This is a genomic window from Photobacterium phosphoreum (assembly GCF_002954725.1).
GTDB lineage: Bacteria > Pseudomonadota > Gammaproteobacteria > Enterobacterales > Vibrionaceae > Photobacterium > Photobacterium phosphoreum.
In genome coordinates this window covers 191,513-211,723 of record NZ_MSCQ01000001.1, presented here as the reverse complement: position 1 = coordinate 211,723, position 20,211 = coordinate 191,513, and the positions used below count along the sequence as shown (strand labels likewise).

The window sequence follows — 20,211 nt, the reverse complement described above, 5'->3', positions numbered from 1 at the left end:
GCTATTATTATTGTTGTTCTTCAACTTGCACCAATAAGCTTTCAAACGCTGCGGTCATTGCAGCATCAGGCTCGCCATCGTATTTTTTATTCCAACTTAAAGAGAATACTTGTTGCGGTGACACCTCAGATAACCGTTGATGCTGCAAACCATGTTGCTGTTCTACGTGTTGGTAATGGGGGGTAATTTTAGCTAACCGCACCGATTTTCCTTCAAGAGCTTGTAACACTTTTTCGCGTAACAAGGCTTGAGGTTTATCCAGCAGTACATGCACTTCTACAAATGGCTGTTGCTCGCGAGGAAGTTCATCATCAGGCAAGGCGGCAAGTGCCACTAACACTTCGTCTAATGGCGCAGCTTTAGCAGGTACTTTCAACATATCAACACTGCGCGGAATAGTGATCGGCTCAATCTTAGTGACTTCAGTACCATCTAATTCAACCACTACAATTTGATGACTATAATTACGCTCAGCCATTGATAGTGGAATTGGTGAGCCGCAATAACGCACATGTTCTTGCTTGGCAACTTTCTGGGCTAAATGCAAATGTCCAAGGGCAACATAACTGACATCATCAGCAAAAATAGTGGCGGGCAAGGCATGTTGATTACCGCCTAATACGCGGCGTTCAGACATTTCAGAGATTTTCCCTGACGCCATATAGGCGTGACCCATGCCAATTAACGCTTGCTGGGGCTGTTTACGTTTCCGCGCAGCAGCTGTCATTTCAGCATATAACACCTCGACCCCTTTAATCAGTCGATCATCGGTTTCTGCTAAATTTTCGGTGCGTAAATCGGCACTGCGTAAAAAGGGTACAGCCAGCACCCATGCAGCTTGTTCACCCATTGCATCTGTTAACGGTATTAACATTCGATCGCAATCTAATTCACCATTATCTAAGCGATGAATGCCACCCACTAAATGTAAATCAAACGCTTTTAATAACGCTTGTGGCGCATCTAACTTACTTGGCGAGTCATGGTTACCACCGATCATCACCACATCGAGCTTTGGCAGTGTTTTCGCTAATCGGGCTAAAAATCGATATAGCATTTCCCACGCACTGGCGGCTGGATTAGCAGTATCAAAAATATCCCCCGCAACCAATAAGGCATCAGCTTGTTGCTGCTCTAGAGTATCAGCCAGCCAATCTAAAAATGCTTGATGTTCAGTTGCACGACTATAGCCATGTAATTGATGACCGAGGTGCCAATCAGAGGTATGGATAATTTTCATAATAGGAATACGCTACCAAGCCAGAAATAATCATCAGATTGTACCGTGTGAAACCGTAAAATCCCATCTAGAATGAATAATGTGTTTTAAATCAATACTCGTGCTTTTCGCTTTATTTCAGAATTAAAAAGCATTGCGATAACAACACATTTCACGCCATTCACACTGTTTATTAACAGTCGTTATTTTACAACAACCCGCGCATGAATGGACTCATATACGCAAATATGAGGTATTCATATGTCACGGATCGTTATTGTCGGTGGTGGTGCTGCAGGCATTGAGTTATCAACTTTACTAAAAAAAACCATCAGAAAAGAAGATGAGGTTATTTTAATAGAACCTGAGACTCATCACTTTTGGAAACCGCGCTTACATGAAATTGCAGCGGGGACGTTTGATAGCGATCTCGATACCGTATGTTACTTCACTCATGGTGCCAAACACGGCTACCAACACTATCAAGCTTCAATGACCGATATAAACCGTGACAATAAGACCATTTCAGTCTGTGGTGCGATGGATGATATTCACTATGAGGTGGAATACGATTACCTCATTATCGCTATCGGGGCGGTCAGTAATGACTTTAATACTCAAGGTGCGAAAGATCATTGCATCTTCTTAGACTCTGCCAATCAAGCCCGCCAAGCATGGCATAAAATGAGTTACATTCTACGAGCAAGTACACCTCATACCGTCAATATTGTCGGTGCTGGCGCAACAGGGGTTGAACTTGCAGCAGAATTGGAACGCGAAAGTCGAAAACTACTGCGTTATAACGGTACTCCATTGACGATTAATTTAATCGAAGCGGCTGATCGAGTATTACCCAATAGCCCAGAAAAAATGTCACGTAAAGTTCAGCAACAACTCGAAAAAAACAACATCAATGTGTTACTGCAAACCCGTATTAATGAAGTGACAGCCAAAAGCATGATAACAATAGATAACCGTACTCTTGATGCCGATGTCCAATTTTGGGCGGCAGGAATAAAAGCCCCTGACTGGCTCAATGGTATTGGTGGATTGGCGTATAACCGCATTAATCAAATTGAAGTCAATATGGATTTAACCACGACGGTGGATGAGTGTATTTTTGCCCTTGGTGATTGCGCCGCCATTCCACAACCTGATGGGGGGTTTGTTCCACCAAAAGCCCAAGCGGCTAATCGCGCTGCGGAACATTTGGCTAAAAGTTTGGGGGGCTTTTTACATGGCAAACCACTGACTGACTTTATCTTTAAAGATGGTGGCATGGTGGTCGCTGTTGGACACTATTTTGCGGTTGGCTCTTTTGCTCCCGGTTCAAAAATGGAAAGCCACTTTGTATTGCATGGGCTGCTGATTCGCCGTATTTACGATACTATTTTTCGCCTACACCAAAAAACCATCAGTGGCATGTTTACCGTTTCTCGGTTGATGATCACTAAACGTCTTAAAGCTATTTTTAAACCGAAAATCTAGTTATTACTGAAAGGCTAATTAGGTTACTTATTACATTATCTGCAACCTCAATCACAAACGTCACTTAGTAATTTGCAGTGGTTAGGTTAATATAAGCCCCCAACTGTTTACCCTAGGAAGCGTGACTAGCATGATGTGGTTTAAAAATATACTGACTTACCGTTTTACGCGTGAGATTGACTTAAATGCAGACCAAATAGAAAAACAGCTGGAAGAATTCCGCTTTACACCTTGTGGTAGCCAAGACATTCAGAAGTTTGGCTGGGCACACGCACTGGGCAAACATGGCGATATGTTTACCCATGTTTCTGGTGACAACATTTTAATTTGCGCCCGCAAAGAAGAAAAAATGCTGCCAGCGTCAGTGATCAAAGAATCATTGAACAACAAAATTGATATGCAGGAAAAAGATCTTGGTCGTAAGCTGAAAAAGACTGAGAAAGACAGCCTCAAAGATGAAATCGTGATGGATTTATTACCACGCGCATTCAGTCGTCAACATCAAACGTACGCGTTAATCATGCCTAAATTAGGCTACATTGTGGTTGATGCGGGTAGCTACAAAAAAGCAGAAGATGTTTTAGCGTTATTACGTAAATCTATCGGTAGCTTACCCGTAGTCCCTGTTGTCCCTGAAAAACCATTAGCATTAACCCTTACCGAATGGGTTCGCAGCAACCAATCACCACAAGGTTTTACTATTGGTGAAGAAGCTGAATTTAAAGCTGTAGAAGAAGACGGTGGCGTGATCCGCTGTAAGCAGCAAGATTTAAATTGTGATGAAATTCTCGCGCACATTGAAGCAAATAAAGTTGTTACTAAACTGGCACTGAATTGGCAAGACCGTATCGATTTCATTCTAGCGGATGATTTAAGCGTTAAACGTCTTAAATTCTCAGATGAAATTAAAGATCAAAACGAAGATATCGACCGTGAAGATATGGCACAGCGTATTGATGCTGACCTGTCGTTAATGGGCGGTGAGTTCTCGGTATTTTTACCTAACCTATTTGATGTTATCGGCGGATTAGAAAATAAAGGTTAATTCCTCAGTTTTCGACATGTGGCTTTAAGTCATATAAGCATCGCTTGAATAACAACAAGAGCCGTCGCGTACTATTAGTTATAGTTACGTTACGGCTCTTTTGCTGATCAGCGTTACATACTCATTCCCATGCCTGCATTGGCTTTTTTACCTAAACGGTAATACCAAATAGAAACCGGAATAAAGATGAGGTTCATCACGGTGGTGAAGTTCAAACCAAAACCGGATTGATTTAATGCACGAACCGTTTGATCGCTCGTTACCCAACCAAAACCATTAAAGATCGCATCAACACATAAACCGGTAAATAGAATCGCAACAAACAATAATCCCACCATCCATTTGGTTGGACGTTTACCATAATATTTTTGATAAACACGGATCATTGGAATGGTTAATACATCTGACAGAATGAAACCAATCACGCCACCAAATGAAATACCACCATGCCATAATGCTGCGGCTAAAATCAGATTACCCACAGAACAGACATAAGCAATCATCGCCACAAAAATACCAATGATCACATCTAAGAAAGAATGTAACCATGCAGGTAAGCCAGCATCGTTACTGATAAACAATGCGCGCCAACCGTCTTGAGGCATTAAGGCAATTAAGACCGAAGATACCACCACCCCAATCAGGATTTCTTTACCAATCATGGCAATATCCATCTGGAAGAAACCCGCAGACTTGGTGATTTTTTCCATGGTGGCAGATTGAGGCTCAGCAGCCATATTCATCTTCATGGCCGAGTGATCGCTAGACTTCATACTTGACATATCCATGCCGCAGTCGCTGTCATCAGATTTCATCTTAGACATATCCATGCCGCAGTCACTGCCATCAGCTTTCATCTTCGACATGTCCATGCCGCAGTCGCTGTCATCGGATTTCATCTTTGACATGTCCATGCCGCAATCACTGTCATCAGACTTCATCTTCGACATATCCATGCCGCAATCACTGTCGTCAGCTTTCATCTTTGACATGTCCATGCCGCAGTCGCTGTCATCAGATTTCATCTTCGACATGTCCATGCCGCAATCGCTGTCATCGGATTTCATCTTCGACATATCCATGCCGCAGTCGTTGTCATCAGACTTCATCTTCGACATGTCCATGCCGCAATCGCTATGATCACCGCTCATTTCAGACATATCCATGCCACAACTGGCTTTTTGCGGTTGGGCATCTAAAAGATGTTGACGTAACTCTTGCTCAACATCTTTGGGATAAAATCGACTAAATAAAAATCCAACCGTGGCAATTAAAATCAAACCACCGATCACTTCGCCCCATAAAAACGTCCAGCCCATTAACGCAACTAAGACAATGAACATCTCTACAATCAAGTTAGTACTTGAAACTAAAAATGCCATTGCGTTAGCAACAGTCGCTTTTTTGGTTAGTAAAGTATGAGACAGTGACGCCGCAGCGTATGAACATGATGATGACACCATCCCTAAAAAGGTCGTAAACCCAAGGCTCACTACCGTCGTTTTGCCTAAATGTTTTACCACACTCGAAACGGGTAACAAATTACGAATCCATGACGACAGCATTAAGCCAAACGCTAACGGCCAAAAAATTTGCCATACCATATTACCAAACGTGGAAAACAGGTGGATCACCAACCCACCAATATCTTGCCCTATCATATATACCTTCTATACCTTCTTTAATATGCCATCATTAACTAGTAGCAACATTGTGCAAATAATCTTCACATGTTGCCCTAAAATATAACCAATGTATTTAATGCACACTAAGTATGTATTTTCGTACATCCGTTAGCGGATTGACTTCAAGCTATTATCATTAAGCATGGTTCTAAATCCTAAAAATAGAGACATCTATTTACTTAAATGAACCCTTATTTTTAAGAAAATTGGCAATGTTGGAATGAAAAACGTAGAATCTCGCCTCCTCCCTATAGCACTAGGTGTTATAGGCTGATTTGGAATCAGACATCTAAGAGAACTGAGCAATGTTTAAACCAGAATTACTATCTCCAGCCGGTAGCCTTAAAAACATGCGTTACGCGTTTGCCTATGGTGCAGATGCTGTCTATGCAGGTCAGCCACGTTACAGTCTTCGTGTTCGTAACAATGAATTCAATTTAGACAACCTTAAAATTGGTATTGATGAAGCGCACGCGCAAGGTAAAAAGCTGTATGTGGTTTGTAATATTCAACCGCATAACTCAAAGCTTAAAACCTTTATTCGTGATTTAAAGCCGATTGTTGAGATGGGTCCTGACGCACTTATCATGTCAGATCCTGGTTTGATCATGATGGTTCGTGAAGCATTTCCTGAAGTAGTGATTCACCTTTCAGTACAAGCGAACGCTGTTAACTGGGCGACCGTTAAGTTTTGGTCAACACAAGGCGTTGAGCGTGTGATTCTTTCTCGTGAGCTATCACTAGAAGAAATCGAAGAAATTCGTGAGCATTGCCCAGATACTGAACTAGAAATTTTTGTCCACGGTGCGCTTTGCATGGCTTACTCTGGTCGTTGTTTGTTATCTGGTTACATCAACAAACGCGATCCAAACCAAGGCACATGCACTAACTCATGCCGTTGGGAGTACAAAGTAGAAAAAGCGGTTGAGAACGATTCAGGTCAAATTGTTGAAATTCAAGATGCAATCCAAATTCAAGAAGTTGAAGAACGCCCAGACAATACATTAGGTCTTGGTAAGCCAATTGATGATGTGGTATTGCTGAGTGAATCTCACCGTCCTGAAGAAAAAATGGCAGCATTTGAAGATGAGCATGGTACTTACATCATGAACTCTAAAGATCTTCGTGCGGTACAACATGTTGAGCGTCTAACCAAAATGGGCGTGCATTCACTGAAAATTGAAGGTCGTACTAAGTCTTTCTATTACTGTGCACGTACTGCGCAAGTGTACCGTAAAGCAATTGATGATGCGGTTGCAGGCAAGCCATTTGATGATTCACTACTAGGCACACTAGAAAGCCTAGCACACCGTGGTTATACCGAAGGCTTCCTTCGTCGTCATACCCATGATGCTTATCAGAATTATGATTACGGTTATTCAATTTCAGATAGCCAACAATTTGTCGGTGAGTTCACAGGTAAACGTCGTGGCGACTTAGCTGAAGTTGAAGTGAAGAACAAGTTCATTGTTGGTGACAGCCTTGAAGTAATGACACCACAAGGTAACGTTGTCTTCAAACTTGAAACCATGGAAAACCGTAAATCAGAAGTGATTGACGACGCCAAAGGTAATGGTCACTTTGTGTTTATTCCAATGCCATCAGATATGGATCTAAGTTTTGGTCTATTGATGCGTAACTTGAGTAACGGTGAAGATACCCGTAACCCACACGCACCTAAAGACGGTAAGTAAGCATTATGGCACTGCTCATTACAACTAAATGCATTAACTGTGACATGTGTGATCCTGAATGCCCCAATGAAGCAATCACCATGGGCGATGAGTTTTACGAAATTGACCCAGATCGCTGCACAGAATGTAAAGGGCACTATGATAAGCCAACCTGCCAGTCAGTTTGTCCTATCACCAATTGCATTATTATTGATCCTGAGCATGTCGAATCAGATGATGAACTGCTTGAAAAGTTTGTTACCCTGCAAGGCCTTGCTTAACCTTCAATAATAAGCCGTATAAAAAAGCGCCGCGCAGTTAACTGGGCGGCGCTTTTTTGTTTTATTTATTCTTACTAGCAACTAGCAACTAGCAACTAGCAACTAGCAAAAGGCTAGCTTTTCAAAACAGTATTACACATCGGTGGTAATACTTTTACGGGTTTTGGCTGCGGTTTTACTTTGGTAACAGGTTCAGTTTTCACCGGCGCTTTATAATTTGGCGACCACGAGGCAAGCTCGGTGCCACAACCATCACCAGCTGGCGGCGGCGTTTGTGGTTCACAAGTAGTACTCCCCTCAGGGCAATTTAATCGCACATGAAAATGGTAGTAATGACCAAACCACGGTCGAACTTTACTTAGCCAATCACGCTGTTTCCATTGCGTTTTACATAACTGTTGCTTGATCACGGGATGAACAAAAATACGTGCCACCCGATCATCACTTGCAGCAAGTTGGATTAATTGGGCTTGTTTGATCGTCCAATTATCAGCGTTGATCTGATATTTATTAATATCGACCATAGGTAAGGCTGAAATTGTTTTTAACGCCTGCTGTGATAACGGTTTTTCAGGTATACGTAACCAAATATCAGCATCTAGCCCAGTTTGATGGCTCGCATGACCGGATGAGAATCGCCCCCCTCGCGGCATCGCAATATCACCCACCAACACATTACCAATTTTTAGTTGTTGTGATTGCTTCATCAATTGCTGTAAAAATACAATCATTTCACTGTGGCCATAATAACGCCCACGCTCAGAACGTATTACTTGATAGCCCTCACCTTGCAGCGGTAAATTTTCACCACCAGCAAGACAACCATTAGCATAAGAACCAATTGAACTAGAATCGCCACTACTGGGTTGTTTGATTTTTTCCCATGGTGTCGCCATCACACTCTGGCTCATACACACCAGCATCAATCCCGTTATTATCTTCCTTAACACATTACTCTTCCTTTTAACTGTTCTGTACTGCTAATAATAACGCAACCTTCTGATGATGCAAAATTCACCCACTAAAAACCGTTTTGTTCAAGGTTAATATTGTCAACATCTCATGGTAATTCAAAAACAATGATTATTATTTTAATGTTATTTTTTACGTTAGTTATTTAATTAATCAGTCACAACAAGCAACAAATAATATAACACCATTATTCATTAACGGATGCTAACAACTATTTATCCTTATAAAAAAAACATTTTTTATAAAAACAAATTCATTATTAACGCCGCCAGTTTAATATCGACTATTAAATAAACACCAATAACAATTATATTTGATATTTAAGATTGCATTTAGTTGCACTAAAAACTCAACCTTAGTGCCTACTTTGTTTTTAAATACAATACATCCGTTATCAACACTCTATTTAAAAGTAAAAAAATACGAATTAAAAATAAAACTAACACTATGATTAAAAAGATAATATTGAAAAGTTAGTTATTAGCACTTGAAAGATACGTTAACGTCACTTACCTACAAACAAAATAGTTAGCTATTTATTGCTACGCTTAACCTTTCTTGAGAAATAAAATTATCCGCTAAAAAAATTATAGAAATATATTTACTATTAAAAATGGAACGTGAGTAAATATAATAGAACAATCGCCACCACAAACGATAACAATTATCATTCATTGCAATAAAACGGATTATTTGATTTAAATCATAATAGCCCTATCATTCGTATTCATTAACTATTAATCATATTTAAATAGTTATATACATACTTTAATTTTTTATTCTACTTTTCTGAATCCCTGCTGTAATAGCAGTATTTGACGACCTTATATTCACCCATATAATGATATCTTAAATTTCACCCTCTTCTTTATTTCTAATAAGGTCTTTTGAGATTGAATATAAGTAGACGTCAATTATTTAAATTGTGCGCGGGGGCAGTAGCAACAACTACAATTGCTTCGCTTGCCACAGTTTCACAAAAAGCATGGGCTCAAGCTCGTGAATTCAAATTAACCGCAGCCAAAGAAACGCGTAATACGTGTTCTTATTGTTCAGTGGGTTGTGGCACATTACTGTATAGCACAGGTGCTACTGGCGGTAATATTAAACAAAAAGTATTCCACGTTGAAGGTGATCCCGATCATCCAGTAAGCCGTGGTGCATTATGTCCTAAAGGCGCGGGCCTAGCTGGTTTTGTAAACAGCGAACAACGTTTGAAATTCCCTGAATACCGCGCTCCAGGCTCTGATAAATGGCAACGTCTAACATGGGACGAAGCATTTAGCCGTATCGCTAAACTAATGAAACAAGACCGTGATGCTAACTTGGTAAAAACCAATGATGAAGGCACCACCGTTAACCGCTGGCTAACAACAGGCATGCTTTGTGCTTCAGCGGAAAGTAATGAAAATGGTTGGTTAACTCAGAAATTTGCCCGTGGTTTGGGTATGGTTCCTGTAGACACTCAAGCGCGTATTTGACACGGTCCAACGGTAGCAAGTCTTGCTCCAACATTTGGCCGCGGCGCGATGACCAACAACTGGGTCGATATTAAAAATGCCGACTTGATCTTAGTTATGGGCGGTAACGCAGCAGAAGCACACCCTGTAGGCTTCCGCTGGGCGATTGAAGCTCAAAAAACGAGAAACGCTGAAATCATTGTGGTTGATCCACGTTTCACGCGTACAGCAGCAGTCGCTGATCACTATGCACCGATTCGTTCAGGTGCTGATATTGCTTTCCTTTTAGGTGCGATTCGCTACCTGATTGCAAGCAGTCAAGTGAATCACGAGTATGTTAAAGCATACACAAACGCGAGCTTTATTGTACGTGATGATTACGCATTCCATGATGGTCTGTTCTCTGGCTATGACGCCGAGAAACGTCAGTACGATCGTAGCAGCTGGTTCTACCAACTTGACGATCAAGGCTATGCATTAAAGGATGAATCACTACAACATCCTCGCTGTGTATGGAACCTATTAAAAGATCACGTTGCACGTTATACCCCTGACGTTGTATCGAATATCACAGGTACGCCTGTTGATATGTTTGATCACATCTGTAAAGCACTGGGTAGCACAGCTGCGGATAACCGCGTTGCCACTATCTTATATGCGACAGGCTGGACGCAGCACTCTAAAGGCGCTGAAAACATCCGTTGTATGGCAATGATCCAGTTACTACTGGGTAACATGGGTATGGCTGGCGGCGGTGTTAACGCCCTACGCGGTCACTCTAACATTCAAGGTATTACTGACCTTGGCTTGTTAGCACAAAGTTTACCAGGTTACTTAAAACTGCCATCTGATAAAGATGTGGATTTAGCCGCTCACCTTAAGCACCACACACCAGTGGCACTTGAAGCGGATCAAACCAACTACTGGCAGCATTACCCTGCATTCTTCGTGTCATTACTGAAGTCTTTCTACGGCAAAAATGCAACAGCTGAGAATAACTTTGGCTACGATATGATGCCGAAGTGGGATCAAGGCTACGACATGTTGCGCGTGTTCGAGATGATGAACAAAGGTGAAATGAATGGCTATATCTGCCAAGGTTTCAACCCTGTTGCTTCAATGTCAAACAAGCAAAAAACATTAGATGCTTTATCTAAGTTGAAATACTTAGTGGTTGTCGATCCACTTGCAACTGAGACTTCTACGTTCTGGCAGAATAAACCTAACGTCAATGAAGTTGATACAGCAAGCATTGATACTGAAGTATTCCGTTTACCTTGTGCATGTTTTGCTGAAGAAGATGGCACCATCGTAAGTTCAGCACGCTGGCTACAATGGCACTGGAAAGCAGCTGATATGCCAGGAGAAGCCAAAGGTGATGCTGAGATCTTAGCCGGTATCTTCTTGAAGATGCGCGATATGTACCAACAAAATGGTGGTACATACCCAGATCCGATCCTATCTCTTGACTGGAACTACGCGATCCCTGCTGCGCCAAATACCAAAGAATTAGCCCAAGAACTTAACGGTAAAGACGCTAACGGTAAGCAACTATCAAGCTTTAGCAAACTAAAAGCGGATGGTTCGACTAATGCTGCTTGTTGGTTATACACCGGTAGTTGGACAGAAGCGGGTAACCAAACTGCACGTCGTGATAATAGCGATCCTTCTGGTTTAGGTCTTGCACCTAACTGGGCATGGTCTTGGCCTGCAAACCGTCGTGTATTGTACAACCGTGCATCAACACGTCCTGACGGTAGCCCATGGGATAAAGCACGTACTTTAGTTGAATGGAATGGTAACAAGTGGGTTGGTCCAGATGTGCCTGACTTTAACGCTAAATTGCCACCATCAAGCAATGCGGGTCCATTTATCATGCAACCAGAAGGCGTAGGTCGTCTGTTCGCACTTGATAAGATGGCTGAAGGTCCGTTCCCTGAGCACTACGAACCGTTTGAAACACCGATTGGTACTAACCCATTACATAAAAATGTGGTTTCAAACCCAGCGGCACGTTTGTTCAAAGATGATGCAGCTCAGCTAGGCACTAAAGAGGATTTCCCATTCGTGGGTACTACTTACCGTCTGACTGAACACTTCCATACATGGACCAGTCACTCTCATTTCAACGCGGTATTACAGCCTGAACAATTTGTAGAGATCGGTGTTGGTCTTGCAGAAGAGAAAGGCATTAACAATGCCGATATGATCCGTGTTTCATCTAAGCGTGGCTCCATTGTCGCTAAAGCTTATGTGTCTAAGCGTATTACGCCACTGCATGTTAACGGTCAAGCTGTTCACACTGTTGGTATTCCTATTCACTGGGGCTACGAAGGCGATACTAAGCCGGGTTACCTTGCGAATACGTTATCACCATGTGTCGGTGACGCTAACTCACAAACGCCTGAATACAAGGCATTTTTGGTTAACGTAGAGAAGGTGAAGTAAACCATGGGTATGGAATCACAGAATATTATTCGTAGTTCTGCTACATCGTCGATTACTCCATCACCTGATGCGCGTGAGCGTCAAATTCAGGTAACAAAGTTAATCGATGTGACGTGCTGTACGGGCTGTAAAGGCTGTATGGATGCCTGTAGTGAGTGGAACAATTTACGCGGTAAAGTAGGTACTTTTGAAGGTTCTTACCAAAATCCGCCGAATACGACCGCTGAAACTTGGACCACTATCCACTTCAAAGAAATTGAAGAAGATAACAAATTCAAGTGGCTATTTAGCAAGCATAGTTGCATGCACTGTTCAGATCCTGGCTGCTTAAAAGCCTGCCCTGAACCAGATGCTATTGTGCAATATGCAAACGGGGTTGTTGATTTCAACTCGGAAAAATGTGTCGGTTGCGGTTACTGTATCGCAGGCTGTCCATTTGATATTCCGCGTATGAACCCAGTTGATAACCGCGTTTACAAATGTACGTTATGCCTTGATCGCCTTCAGGCTGGTCAAGTGCCGTCATGTGCAAAAACCTGTCCAACAGGCGCACTGCGTTTTGGTCCTCGTGAAGAAATTCTTGAGTATGCCAATCAACGTGTTATTGCACTACAAGCGAAAGGCCATAAAAAAGCCGGTATCTACAACCCACAAGGTGTTGGCGGTACACACGTAATTTACGTTCTGCACGATATCACTGATCCTGAGCGTTACGATCTACCTAAAGATCCTAAAATCAGCGAAACAGTGAAGTTATGGAAAGATGATCTCAAACCACTAGCCGCTGCAGGTTTAGTGGGTACTTTAGCCCTTGCTGCTATTCACCGAGTAACGGTGGGTCGTAGTCGTGTTGCTGAAGATGAAGGAGATGAGAAATGAGTTTGAACCAAACAATTTTACGTCATAAACCTTTAGATCGCGTTGTGCATTGGACGGTAGCGTTAACAGGTATCTGGACTTTATTGTCTGGTCTATCTTTTATGTTTGCCCCACTGCACTTCCTTAGCTACGTCTATGGCACGCCACAACTTGCGCGCATTTTGCATCCCTTTGGTGCGATTGTGATGACAGTTGGGCTGTTTTTCTTAGTGATCCGCTACTGGAGCCATAACCACTTTGAAAAAGGTGATCTGCAGTGGATGTTAAAGGTTAAAGATGTTTTAACTGAGAACGAAGAAAACGTACCAGAAGCAGGTCAATATAACGCTGGTCAAAAAATGCTCCTACGTCAGTTTATTGCTTGTGGCGTATTGTTGCTAGTAACGGGTCTGATTGCATGGCGCGCTTACTTTTCAGCGTATTTCAGCATCGATGTAATACGTATCGCATTGATTGTGCACTCAATCACTGCCCTTGTGTTTGCCTTAAGTTTAATTATCCATGCCTATATGGCATATTGGGTAAAAGGCTCTATTGATGGCATGTTAGAAGGTAAGGTTTCTGCCGCTTGGGCGAAGAAGCATCACCCTCGCTGGTTCCGTTCTCTATCTGACAACAAAGACCAACACTAACAGCATAGCTCTAGAACGGATAAGCCTCATTGTTTATCCGTTCTTTATTTCTATACCAACCTCGGTTTACTGGGGTTGGTATTCTTATAATTGGATACCTGCATGAGCGTTAAAATTTTAGATAAAGACACCATTATTAAACAAAAAAGTGATGGATTTAGCCCTCTGATCATTGGTCAACCGGCTACCATTTTTCATGCCCGCGCCGCACGTTTACGTCAGTTAGCACAAGACTCTTTTATGGCCGATTATCTATTATTAGCCGGACAAATCGTGCAGCAGCAAGTGCATTTAGTGGATACGTTTAATGGCGCGGTTCAACAGCAATTACACGCTAAAATCCTAACATGGCCGATTGAAATTGATAGCTCTTGGCAAGCAATTTTAGATCCAATGCTAACCCAGCTAACCTCGGCACTCCGCCCTGTTGTTAGTGATGATATCGTTAAAGTTATCGATAATATTAGCCAAATTGATCAGCAAACATTGCAGCATTATTTTCATGCCCTACAGCAAAATCAAGCTGAGCGCGTACCGGCTGATATTGCGATTATCCTTTGGGGTTGTATTAATACTTTAATGAGCTTAATCGTTGCTAATACTCAATTAGAATGGCAACCAGAAGCCAATGCTAAGCAATCACATTGTCCACTTTGTGGCGGTGCGCCTGTAGCAAGTTTAATTCAAGGCAGTGGTCATCGTTACTTACATTGCAGCCAATGTGAAGCACAATGGCATCGACTACGCGCTGAATGTACCCAATGTGGTGATGGCGAAAATATTCAACTGCAAAGTGAATCTTTAGAAGATAGTGTTCGCGCTGAAACCTGCAGTCATTGTCAAAGTTACCTAAAAATGTTGGTACTAGAGAAGAACCCACAATTAGATCCTATTGCTGATGATCTTGCGACCCTAGTGCTTGATCAAAAACTGAGCCAAATGGAATTCTATCGCAGTGGTTTCAACCCTTTCTTACTGCCTCTCGCTCAATAACGCTTTAGAGTAACGCTATGATTATTGCTACAGCTGGCCATGTCGATCATGGTAAAACCAAACTGTTACACGCCCTTACTGGGATCAATGCCGATCGACTGCCAGAAGAGCAACAACGCGGGCTCACTATTGATTTAGGCTATGCGTTTATGGCTTACCACTCACCAAAATCTAACCAACAGCAACGGTTAGGTTTTATTGATGTCCCTGGCCATGAAAAATTCCTATCCAATATGCTCGCTGGCGTAGGCACCGCCCATCACGCAATGATGATTGTGGCAGGTGATGAAGGCATGATGCCGCAAAGCTATGAGCACCTGACTATTTTGCGCTTATTAGCCATGGATAGTCTGACGGTGGTGATCACAAAATCTGACCTCACTAGCGTTGAACAACAACAGCAACTCGAAGCAACATTAAGCCAATTATTGTTTCAATATGGCTTTACTCAAGCGACTATTTTTCACTGTTCCGCACACACTAATGATGGTATTAATGCACTCAAGCAACACCTGATTGAGCTTGCCGACAATGAACAACAGCATGATAATACACTGAATTTTAAACTTGCTATCGACCGTGCTTTTCACGTTAAAGGCTCAGGTTTAGTGGTTACAGGAACTGCATTAAACGGTCAGATTAACGTTGGTGATAGCTTGTGTTTAGTCAGCCATAATCAGCTTAAAAAAGGCCGTAGCCAACCGCAAATTGTACGAATCAAATCTATTCATGCACAGGGACAGGCAACGGAATCTGCGACGGCAAACCAACGGGTTGCGCTCAATATTAGTGGTGACATTGATAAAGCAAACTTAAACCGTGGTGATTGGTTATTACACACAGCACCAACAACAATAATCAAACGGATCACAGTCAAATTAACCGCCAACCATCTGATTAAACACTGGCAAAATATTCAAGTTTTTCACGCCGCTACTCACACCACAGGTCGCATTGCATTATTAGAAGATAAGCAATTAGCACTAGGTGAGACTGCCCTTGCTGAAATTACCCTTGATACGCCATTGTGTTTAACTGAACAAGATCGATTATTACTGCGCGATCCCGCCCAAAAAATCAATCTTGGCAGTGCGATTGTGATTGATCTGCTGCCGCCTAATCGTGGTAAACGAACATCGCAGCGACTTGACTATCTTAACCAACGAGCAAGTCTCAATTCGCTCAATGACATTATTGCCTTTAAGCTTCAACATGCTCCGCAATCACGCCAGAAACTGCTTGAACAACATCAATGCCACACTGAAGTTATTAGTCAGCTATTAGCCTCTAATACAGCCATAGAACAATATGGTGATTACCTTTGTTTCGATAGCTATCTGCAGGCGCTACAACAACACATTATCGCCACACTAGAGCAATATCATCAACAGGCGCAAGACACTCTTGGTGTCGGTAAAGATCGTTTATATCGCATGACAGCGCTTAATCAGCCTCAAGTTATCTTTAATGCGATTATCAACCAATTACTCAACCAACAGTTGTTAGCAAATACCCGTGGTTGGTTGCATTTAGCAGCACATCAATTACAACTAACACAGTCAGAATTGCAATGTTGGCACCAAATAGAGCAATTGATGACAACCGATCCCCAACCATGGTGGATACGCGATCTTGCATCAGAAATAGGTGAAGATGAAGAGAGTTTACGCAAGTTGGGGTATAAATTAGCGCAGTTAAGCTACGTTGCTGCAATCGTAAAAGATCGCTATGTCACCCATCAATATCTAGTAAAAATGGCAACAGAAGTACGTCAACATACCGCCCAATATCAAAAACTAGAAACCGCTGAATTTAGAAATATCAGTCAGCTAGGGCGCAAGGTTGCAATTCAATTATTAGAATATTTTGACAAGATTGGTTTTACTAAACGTAAGTTTAATTATCGCGAATTAAAAGATCAGAATTTATTGCAGGATTAACAATATATAGCAGTAAAGTGGCGGAAGAACATAGGAGTCGAACCTACCCAGGACTGCTGGCAGCCCTACCCGGATTTGAAATCCGGACGCATCACCGGATACGACGTTCTTCCTTTATTTTGAGGCTGTATTTTATTGCTTTAAGGTATAATTCGCAACCGCTATCTACCATTGATTAAGATAGCGGTTTCTTTTACAGATCAAATGGCTAAATAAACACCTATTTCATCTGCTGATCAAGATTTAAAATCGTTAGTGCATTGCTAACACTGGTCGCCAGCACATCAACCACACCTGAACGTAGGGCACCTAATAAGGCAAGGGCTTTACTGTTTTCTGCCGCAGTAACTACCACAGTCGGAATATGTCGCAGTTCATCCATGGTTAAACCAATCACCCGATCGCTCATCATGGTATCAGCTTGCTTACCTTGGCTATCAAAAAAGTCATAGCCCGCAATATCCCCAACAACACCTTTACGAATACGTGCTTCCACTATCTCTTGCGGAGTGAACCAGCCTAATTTGACCATATGGCTATTTTCATTCATGTCGCCAACACCCACTAACGCCACATCAGCGCGACGCGCACGATCTAAGGTTTCTTTAACAGTGCCGTTTTTCATGAATGCTTCTTTAACGATAATGTCTTCTACATAAGCAGGGGCATATAATGTTTCACTGATACCATCATATTTTTTCGCAAGTTGACGGCAAATATGATCGGCATTAATCGCATTACCTGAACGATGCGTACCACCAATTCCACACACAAAACGGCAATTACGGTGTGGCACTACACCAACATGATTCGCAATTGAGGCAATATTCCGGCCTTGTCCAACCGCCACAACCATATCATCCGATAGTGTCGCCGCCAGATAACCAGAGACGAGACTCGCGACTTGTTGGCGTTGAGATTCATCATCAGGCTGATCTAAAGCAATCAACGCTCGCTTCAACTTAAATCGTTCAATCAACTGTTGTTCTAATTTCTCACTAAATACTGGGTGATATTTAACCGTAATTTCAACCACACCTTCTTCTCGTGCGCGACGGAGTAAACGGCCAATTTTAGCGCGAGACATGCCAAAACGTTGTGATATCTCTTCTTGCGTAGCGCCTTCTTGATAGTAAGCAATAGCAATTTCAGTCAGCTGATCACTCTCAGCATGATTATTATCGTTATTCAAACTGCTCATCACTATGCCCTTTAGGTACTGATAATTAACTATAAAACGCCATTCTAACACTGCCGTATAAAATTTCGTAATTACTCACTGAATAACAAACAACAGCACACTTATCAAAAAATATTTTACTTAATTCAATCAACAACTTATAAATAAAAATCAATATTTATAACCAAAAATTAACATTGCGTTAATATATTATATGCAATTAGTTTTTTTAATGTAAACTCGCCGAATTCATAAACAAAAGTTATGTATGATAAATATCACTACATTTAGTGCAACTTATCATAAAAACAAATTAACAATATTAGGATTATAATTTTGTGAGCAAACATTTAAATTGGGTCGATTATGCAAAAGGGCTTGGTATTATATTAGTCGTTTACGGACATATAAGTGAAGGTGTCTTTAATGCTGGTATGACAATGAATAGAAGCTTATATACAACTATAGATACTATTATTTATAGCTTTCATATGCCTCTTTTTTTCTTGTTATCTGGTTTATTTTTTACTTCATCTTTAACTAAAAGAGGCTTTAAAAATAGTATAATAAATAAATTTGATACTATATTTTATCCTTATATTATTTGGTCAATTCTACAAGGTATTATTGAAGCAACATTATCTAAATATACCAATGGTCATGTAACTTATACTGAAGTATTTAGTTTATTATGGGCACCAAGAGCACAGTTTTGGTTCCTTTATGTTCTATTTTTTACCTTTATCATTGCTAGCATTGTATTTATAAAAAATAGAAACACTAAATTAATGATCTCAATGGTGTGCTTTTTTTCTCTGATTTATATCTTCCAAAGCCATCTACCATCTATACATGTTTTTACTTTATGTTATGTACATATAGTATTTTTCTTTATTGGTATACTTGTTATCCACTTGGATTGGGTCAATAAAATCAATAATTTAAAATCTTTTCTTTTAATCTCTATTCTTTTTGTTATCAGCCAATATTGGTTTGTCATCATTGAAGGATTAGGTCGTTTAGATAAAGGGCTGGATTCTTTTATTGTTGCAATTATTACAATTGCATTTGTTGTCGCGTTATCAATGCAATTAGTTAAATTAAATATTCGTTTCTTAGCTTATATTGGTGAATCATCTCTTTATATCTATTTATTTCATGTTTTAATAGGAAGCGGGATACGGATTATTTTGCAAAAAGCATTTCATATTGAGTCTGCCTCTATTCAAATAATTGTAGGTTGTATCGGTGCAATTTGCTTATCATTAGTTTTTATTGAACTCACTAAAAAGTTTAATTTATCATTTTTATTTAAAGCACCATGGGAAAGTTCTAGACAATAAAAGAAGATCATAACTAATATGTAAAAATAAAAAGGGATCAATGTTGATTCCTTTTTATTACTGCTATATGTTTTTTGTAATTTATCACTCTACTTAATTTTTTCAAACCAAAGAAAAGCATTCACTTTATTATTATTGATAATAATCCCCTATCAGTTAATAACAACTTCATTTTTCAATAGTCAAAGAACTTACCTTGTATCTTTAACATTGTGACCGAGTATCAACCCAGCCTTTTATTATCACTAATCAAAACTAATTTAATGACTTAACATTCCCTACAATGAATGCCCGCGAGGGCGATAGGGAATCGACTATCCGCATATTGTAGAGTTACACTTTCTGTTGGCATATTGATACTCAACTAAACCCCCGTCATTCCCTACAGTGAGGTTACGAACGAGATAGGGAATCTATTATCAGCACGTTGTAGAGTTATTGTTTTCAATGCTATTTTAGCTGATTTTTTATCGGTATCTTTAATGCTCAAACACGTGATGAGTAGATCACGGATAGCTAGTTCCTACCTTCCGAGATGACGGATAATAGCCCGCGCTATTATAACAATTTTCTATAAACGAAAAAAAACTGAATCTTTCGATTCAGGTTTCTTTAATAATGTGAAGTGGACGGGACTTGCCATATCTAACATCACAACCAGAGCATCAGCGCGTCCATTTTCCATTAAATAATAGTCGTGTCAGGCCGCTAAGCTCCCTATTTATAACTACCGTCATTCCCTACAATGAGGTTACGAACGAGATAGGGAATCTATTATCAGCACGTTGTAGAGTTATTGTTTTTACTGCTGTTTTAGCTGATTTTTTATCGGTATCTTTAATGCTCAAACACGTGATGAGTAGATCACGGATAGCTCCTGTCTTCCGTCCGAGATGACGGATAATAGCCCGCGCTATTATCACCATTTTCTATAGACGAAAAAAAACCTGAATCTTTCGATTCAGGTTTCTTT

14 protein-coding genes and 1 tRNA gene are annotated in these 20,211 nt (G+C 40.9%); 10 read left to right on the top strand and 5 right to left on the bottom strand.

Annotated features, from left to right (window positions below; translation table 11 throughout):
- Positions 1-7 precede the first annotated feature (7 nt).
- Positions 8-1,240, bottom strand: coding sequence for an exonuclease SbcCD subunit D C-terminal domain-containing protein (locus BTO21_RS00855; RefSeq protein ID WP_045032129.1), 1,233 nt, complete (start codon positions 1,238-1,240; stop codon positions 8-10).
- A 240-nt stretch (positions 1,241-1,480) separates the two neighbouring features.
- Between BTO21_RS00855 and BTO21_RS00850 the strand changes: the two genes are divergently transcribed.
- Together BTO21_RS00850 and rdgC are read left to right on the top strand one after the other, a co-directional pair.
- On the top strand, positions 1,481-2,707 hold the full coding sequence (locus tag BTO21_RS00850) for an NAD(P)/FAD-dependent oxidoreductase (RefSeq protein WP_045032127.1): 1,227 nt from the start codon (positions 1,481-1,483) through the stop codon (positions 2,705-2,707).
- 133 nt (positions 2,708-2,840) lie between these two features.
- Positions 2,841-3,752 (top strand): recombination-associated protein RdgC, encoded by a 912-nt coding sequence (gene rdgC / locus BTO21_RS00845; protein WP_181314122.1) that lies wholly within the window; start codon positions 2,841-2,843, stop codon positions 3,750-3,752.
- Between the two features lie 113 nt (positions 3,753-3,865).
- On the opposite strand, the gene BTO21_RS00840 is transcribed toward rdgC, so the two are convergent.
- Positions 3,866-5,413: a permease gene (locus BTO21_RS00840; RefSeq protein ID WP_105026655.1), complete on the bottom strand. Its 1,548-nt coding sequence runs from the start codon at positions 5,411-5,413 to the stop codon at positions 3,866-3,868.
- 329 nt (positions 5,414-5,742) lie between these two features.
- Here BTO21_RS00840 and trhP point away from each other — a divergent pair, with 329 nt between their 5' ends.
- Both trhP and BTO21_RS00830 read left to right on the top strand, forming a co-directional pair.
- Positions 5,743-7,131: a prephenate-dependent tRNA uridine(34) hydroxylase TrhP gene (gene trhP / locus BTO21_RS00835; RefSeq protein ID WP_045032121.1), complete on the top strand. Its 1,389-nt coding sequence runs from the start codon at positions 5,743-5,745 to the stop codon at positions 7,129-7,131.
- A 5-nt stretch (positions 7,132-7,136) separates the two neighbouring features.
- On the top strand, positions 7,137-7,391 hold the full coding sequence (locus BTO21_RS00830; protein ID WP_045032119.1) for a YfhL family 4Fe-4S dicluster ferredoxin: 255 nt from the start codon (positions 7,137-7,139) through the stop codon (positions 7,389-7,391).
- Between the two features lie 113 nt (positions 7,392-7,504).
- Here BTO21_RS00830 and mepA read toward each other — a convergent pair whose 3' ends face one another.
- Entirely contained in the window at positions 7,505-8,341 is an 837-nt protein-coding gene (mepA, locus tag BTO21_RS00825; protein WP_232573241.1) for a penicillin-insensitive murein endopeptidase, read from the bottom strand.
- Between the two features lie 915 nt (positions 8,342-9,256).
- Between mepA and fdnG the strand changes: the two genes are divergently transcribed.
- The 5 genes from fdnG to selB all read left to right on the top strand — a co-directional run bounded on the left by fdnG (position 9,257) and on the right by selB (position 16,715).
- Positions 9,257-12,271, top strand: a complete 3,015-nt coding sequence (gene fdnG, locus BTO21_RS00815; protein WP_146107820.1) for a formate dehydrogenase-N subunit alpha — start codon at positions 9,257-9,259, stop codon at positions 12,269-12,271.
- Between the two features lie 3 nt (positions 12,272-12,274).
- A complete protein-coding gene (fdxH, locus tag BTO21_RS00810) occupies positions 12,275-13,150 on the top strand; it encodes a formate dehydrogenase subunit beta (protein ID WP_045032111.1) in 876 nt (291 codons plus the stop codon).
- Positions 13,147-13,782: a formate dehydrogenase subunit gamma gene (locus tag BTO21_RS00805; RefSeq protein WP_045032109.1), complete on the top strand. Its 636-nt coding sequence runs from the start codon at positions 13,147-13,149 to the stop codon at positions 13,780-13,782. Before fdxH ends, BTO21_RS00805 begins: the two co-directional genes overlap by 4 nt.
- 102 nt (positions 13,783-13,884) lie before the next feature.
- Complete coding sequence (gene fdhE / locus BTO21_RS00800) at positions 13,885-14,775, top strand: formate dehydrogenase accessory protein FdhE (RefSeq protein ID WP_045032107.1); 891 nt, start codon at positions 13,885-13,887, stop codon at positions 14,773-14,775.
- Positions 14,776-14,792: 17 nt separating this feature from the next.
- Positions 14,793-16,715 carry a selenocysteine-specific translation elongation factor gene (gene selB / locus BTO21_RS00795; RefSeq protein ID WP_045032106.1) on the top strand — a complete coding sequence of 641 codons (1,923 nt, stop codon included), beginning with the start codon at positions 14,793-14,795 and terminating at the stop codon, positions 16,713-16,715.
- Between the two features lie 18 nt (positions 16,716-16,733).
- On the opposite strand, the gene BTO21_RS19995 is transcribed toward selB, so the two are convergent.
- Together BTO21_RS19995 and BTO21_RS00790 are read right to left on the bottom strand one after the other, a co-directional pair.
- Positions 16,734-16,828, bottom strand: a tRNA-Sec gene (locus BTO21_RS19995).
- Between the two features lie 107 nt (positions 16,829-16,935).
- The gene (locus BTO21_RS00790) at positions 16,936-17,916 is read right to left on the bottom strand and encodes a sugar-binding transcriptional regulator (RefSeq protein ID WP_045032104.1); all 981 of its coding nucleotides are present in this window, start codon (positions 17,914-17,916) and stop codon (positions 16,936-16,938) included.
- A gap of 317 nt (positions 17,917-18,233) precedes the next feature.
- Here BTO21_RS00790 and BTO21_RS00785 point away from each other — a divergent pair, with 317 nt between their 5' ends.
- A complete protein-coding gene (locus BTO21_RS00785) occupies positions 18,234-19,238 on the top strand; it encodes an acyltransferase family protein (RefSeq protein ID WP_065207926.1) in 1,005 nt (334 codons plus the stop codon).
- Positions 19,239-20,211 lie beyond the last annotated feature (973 nt).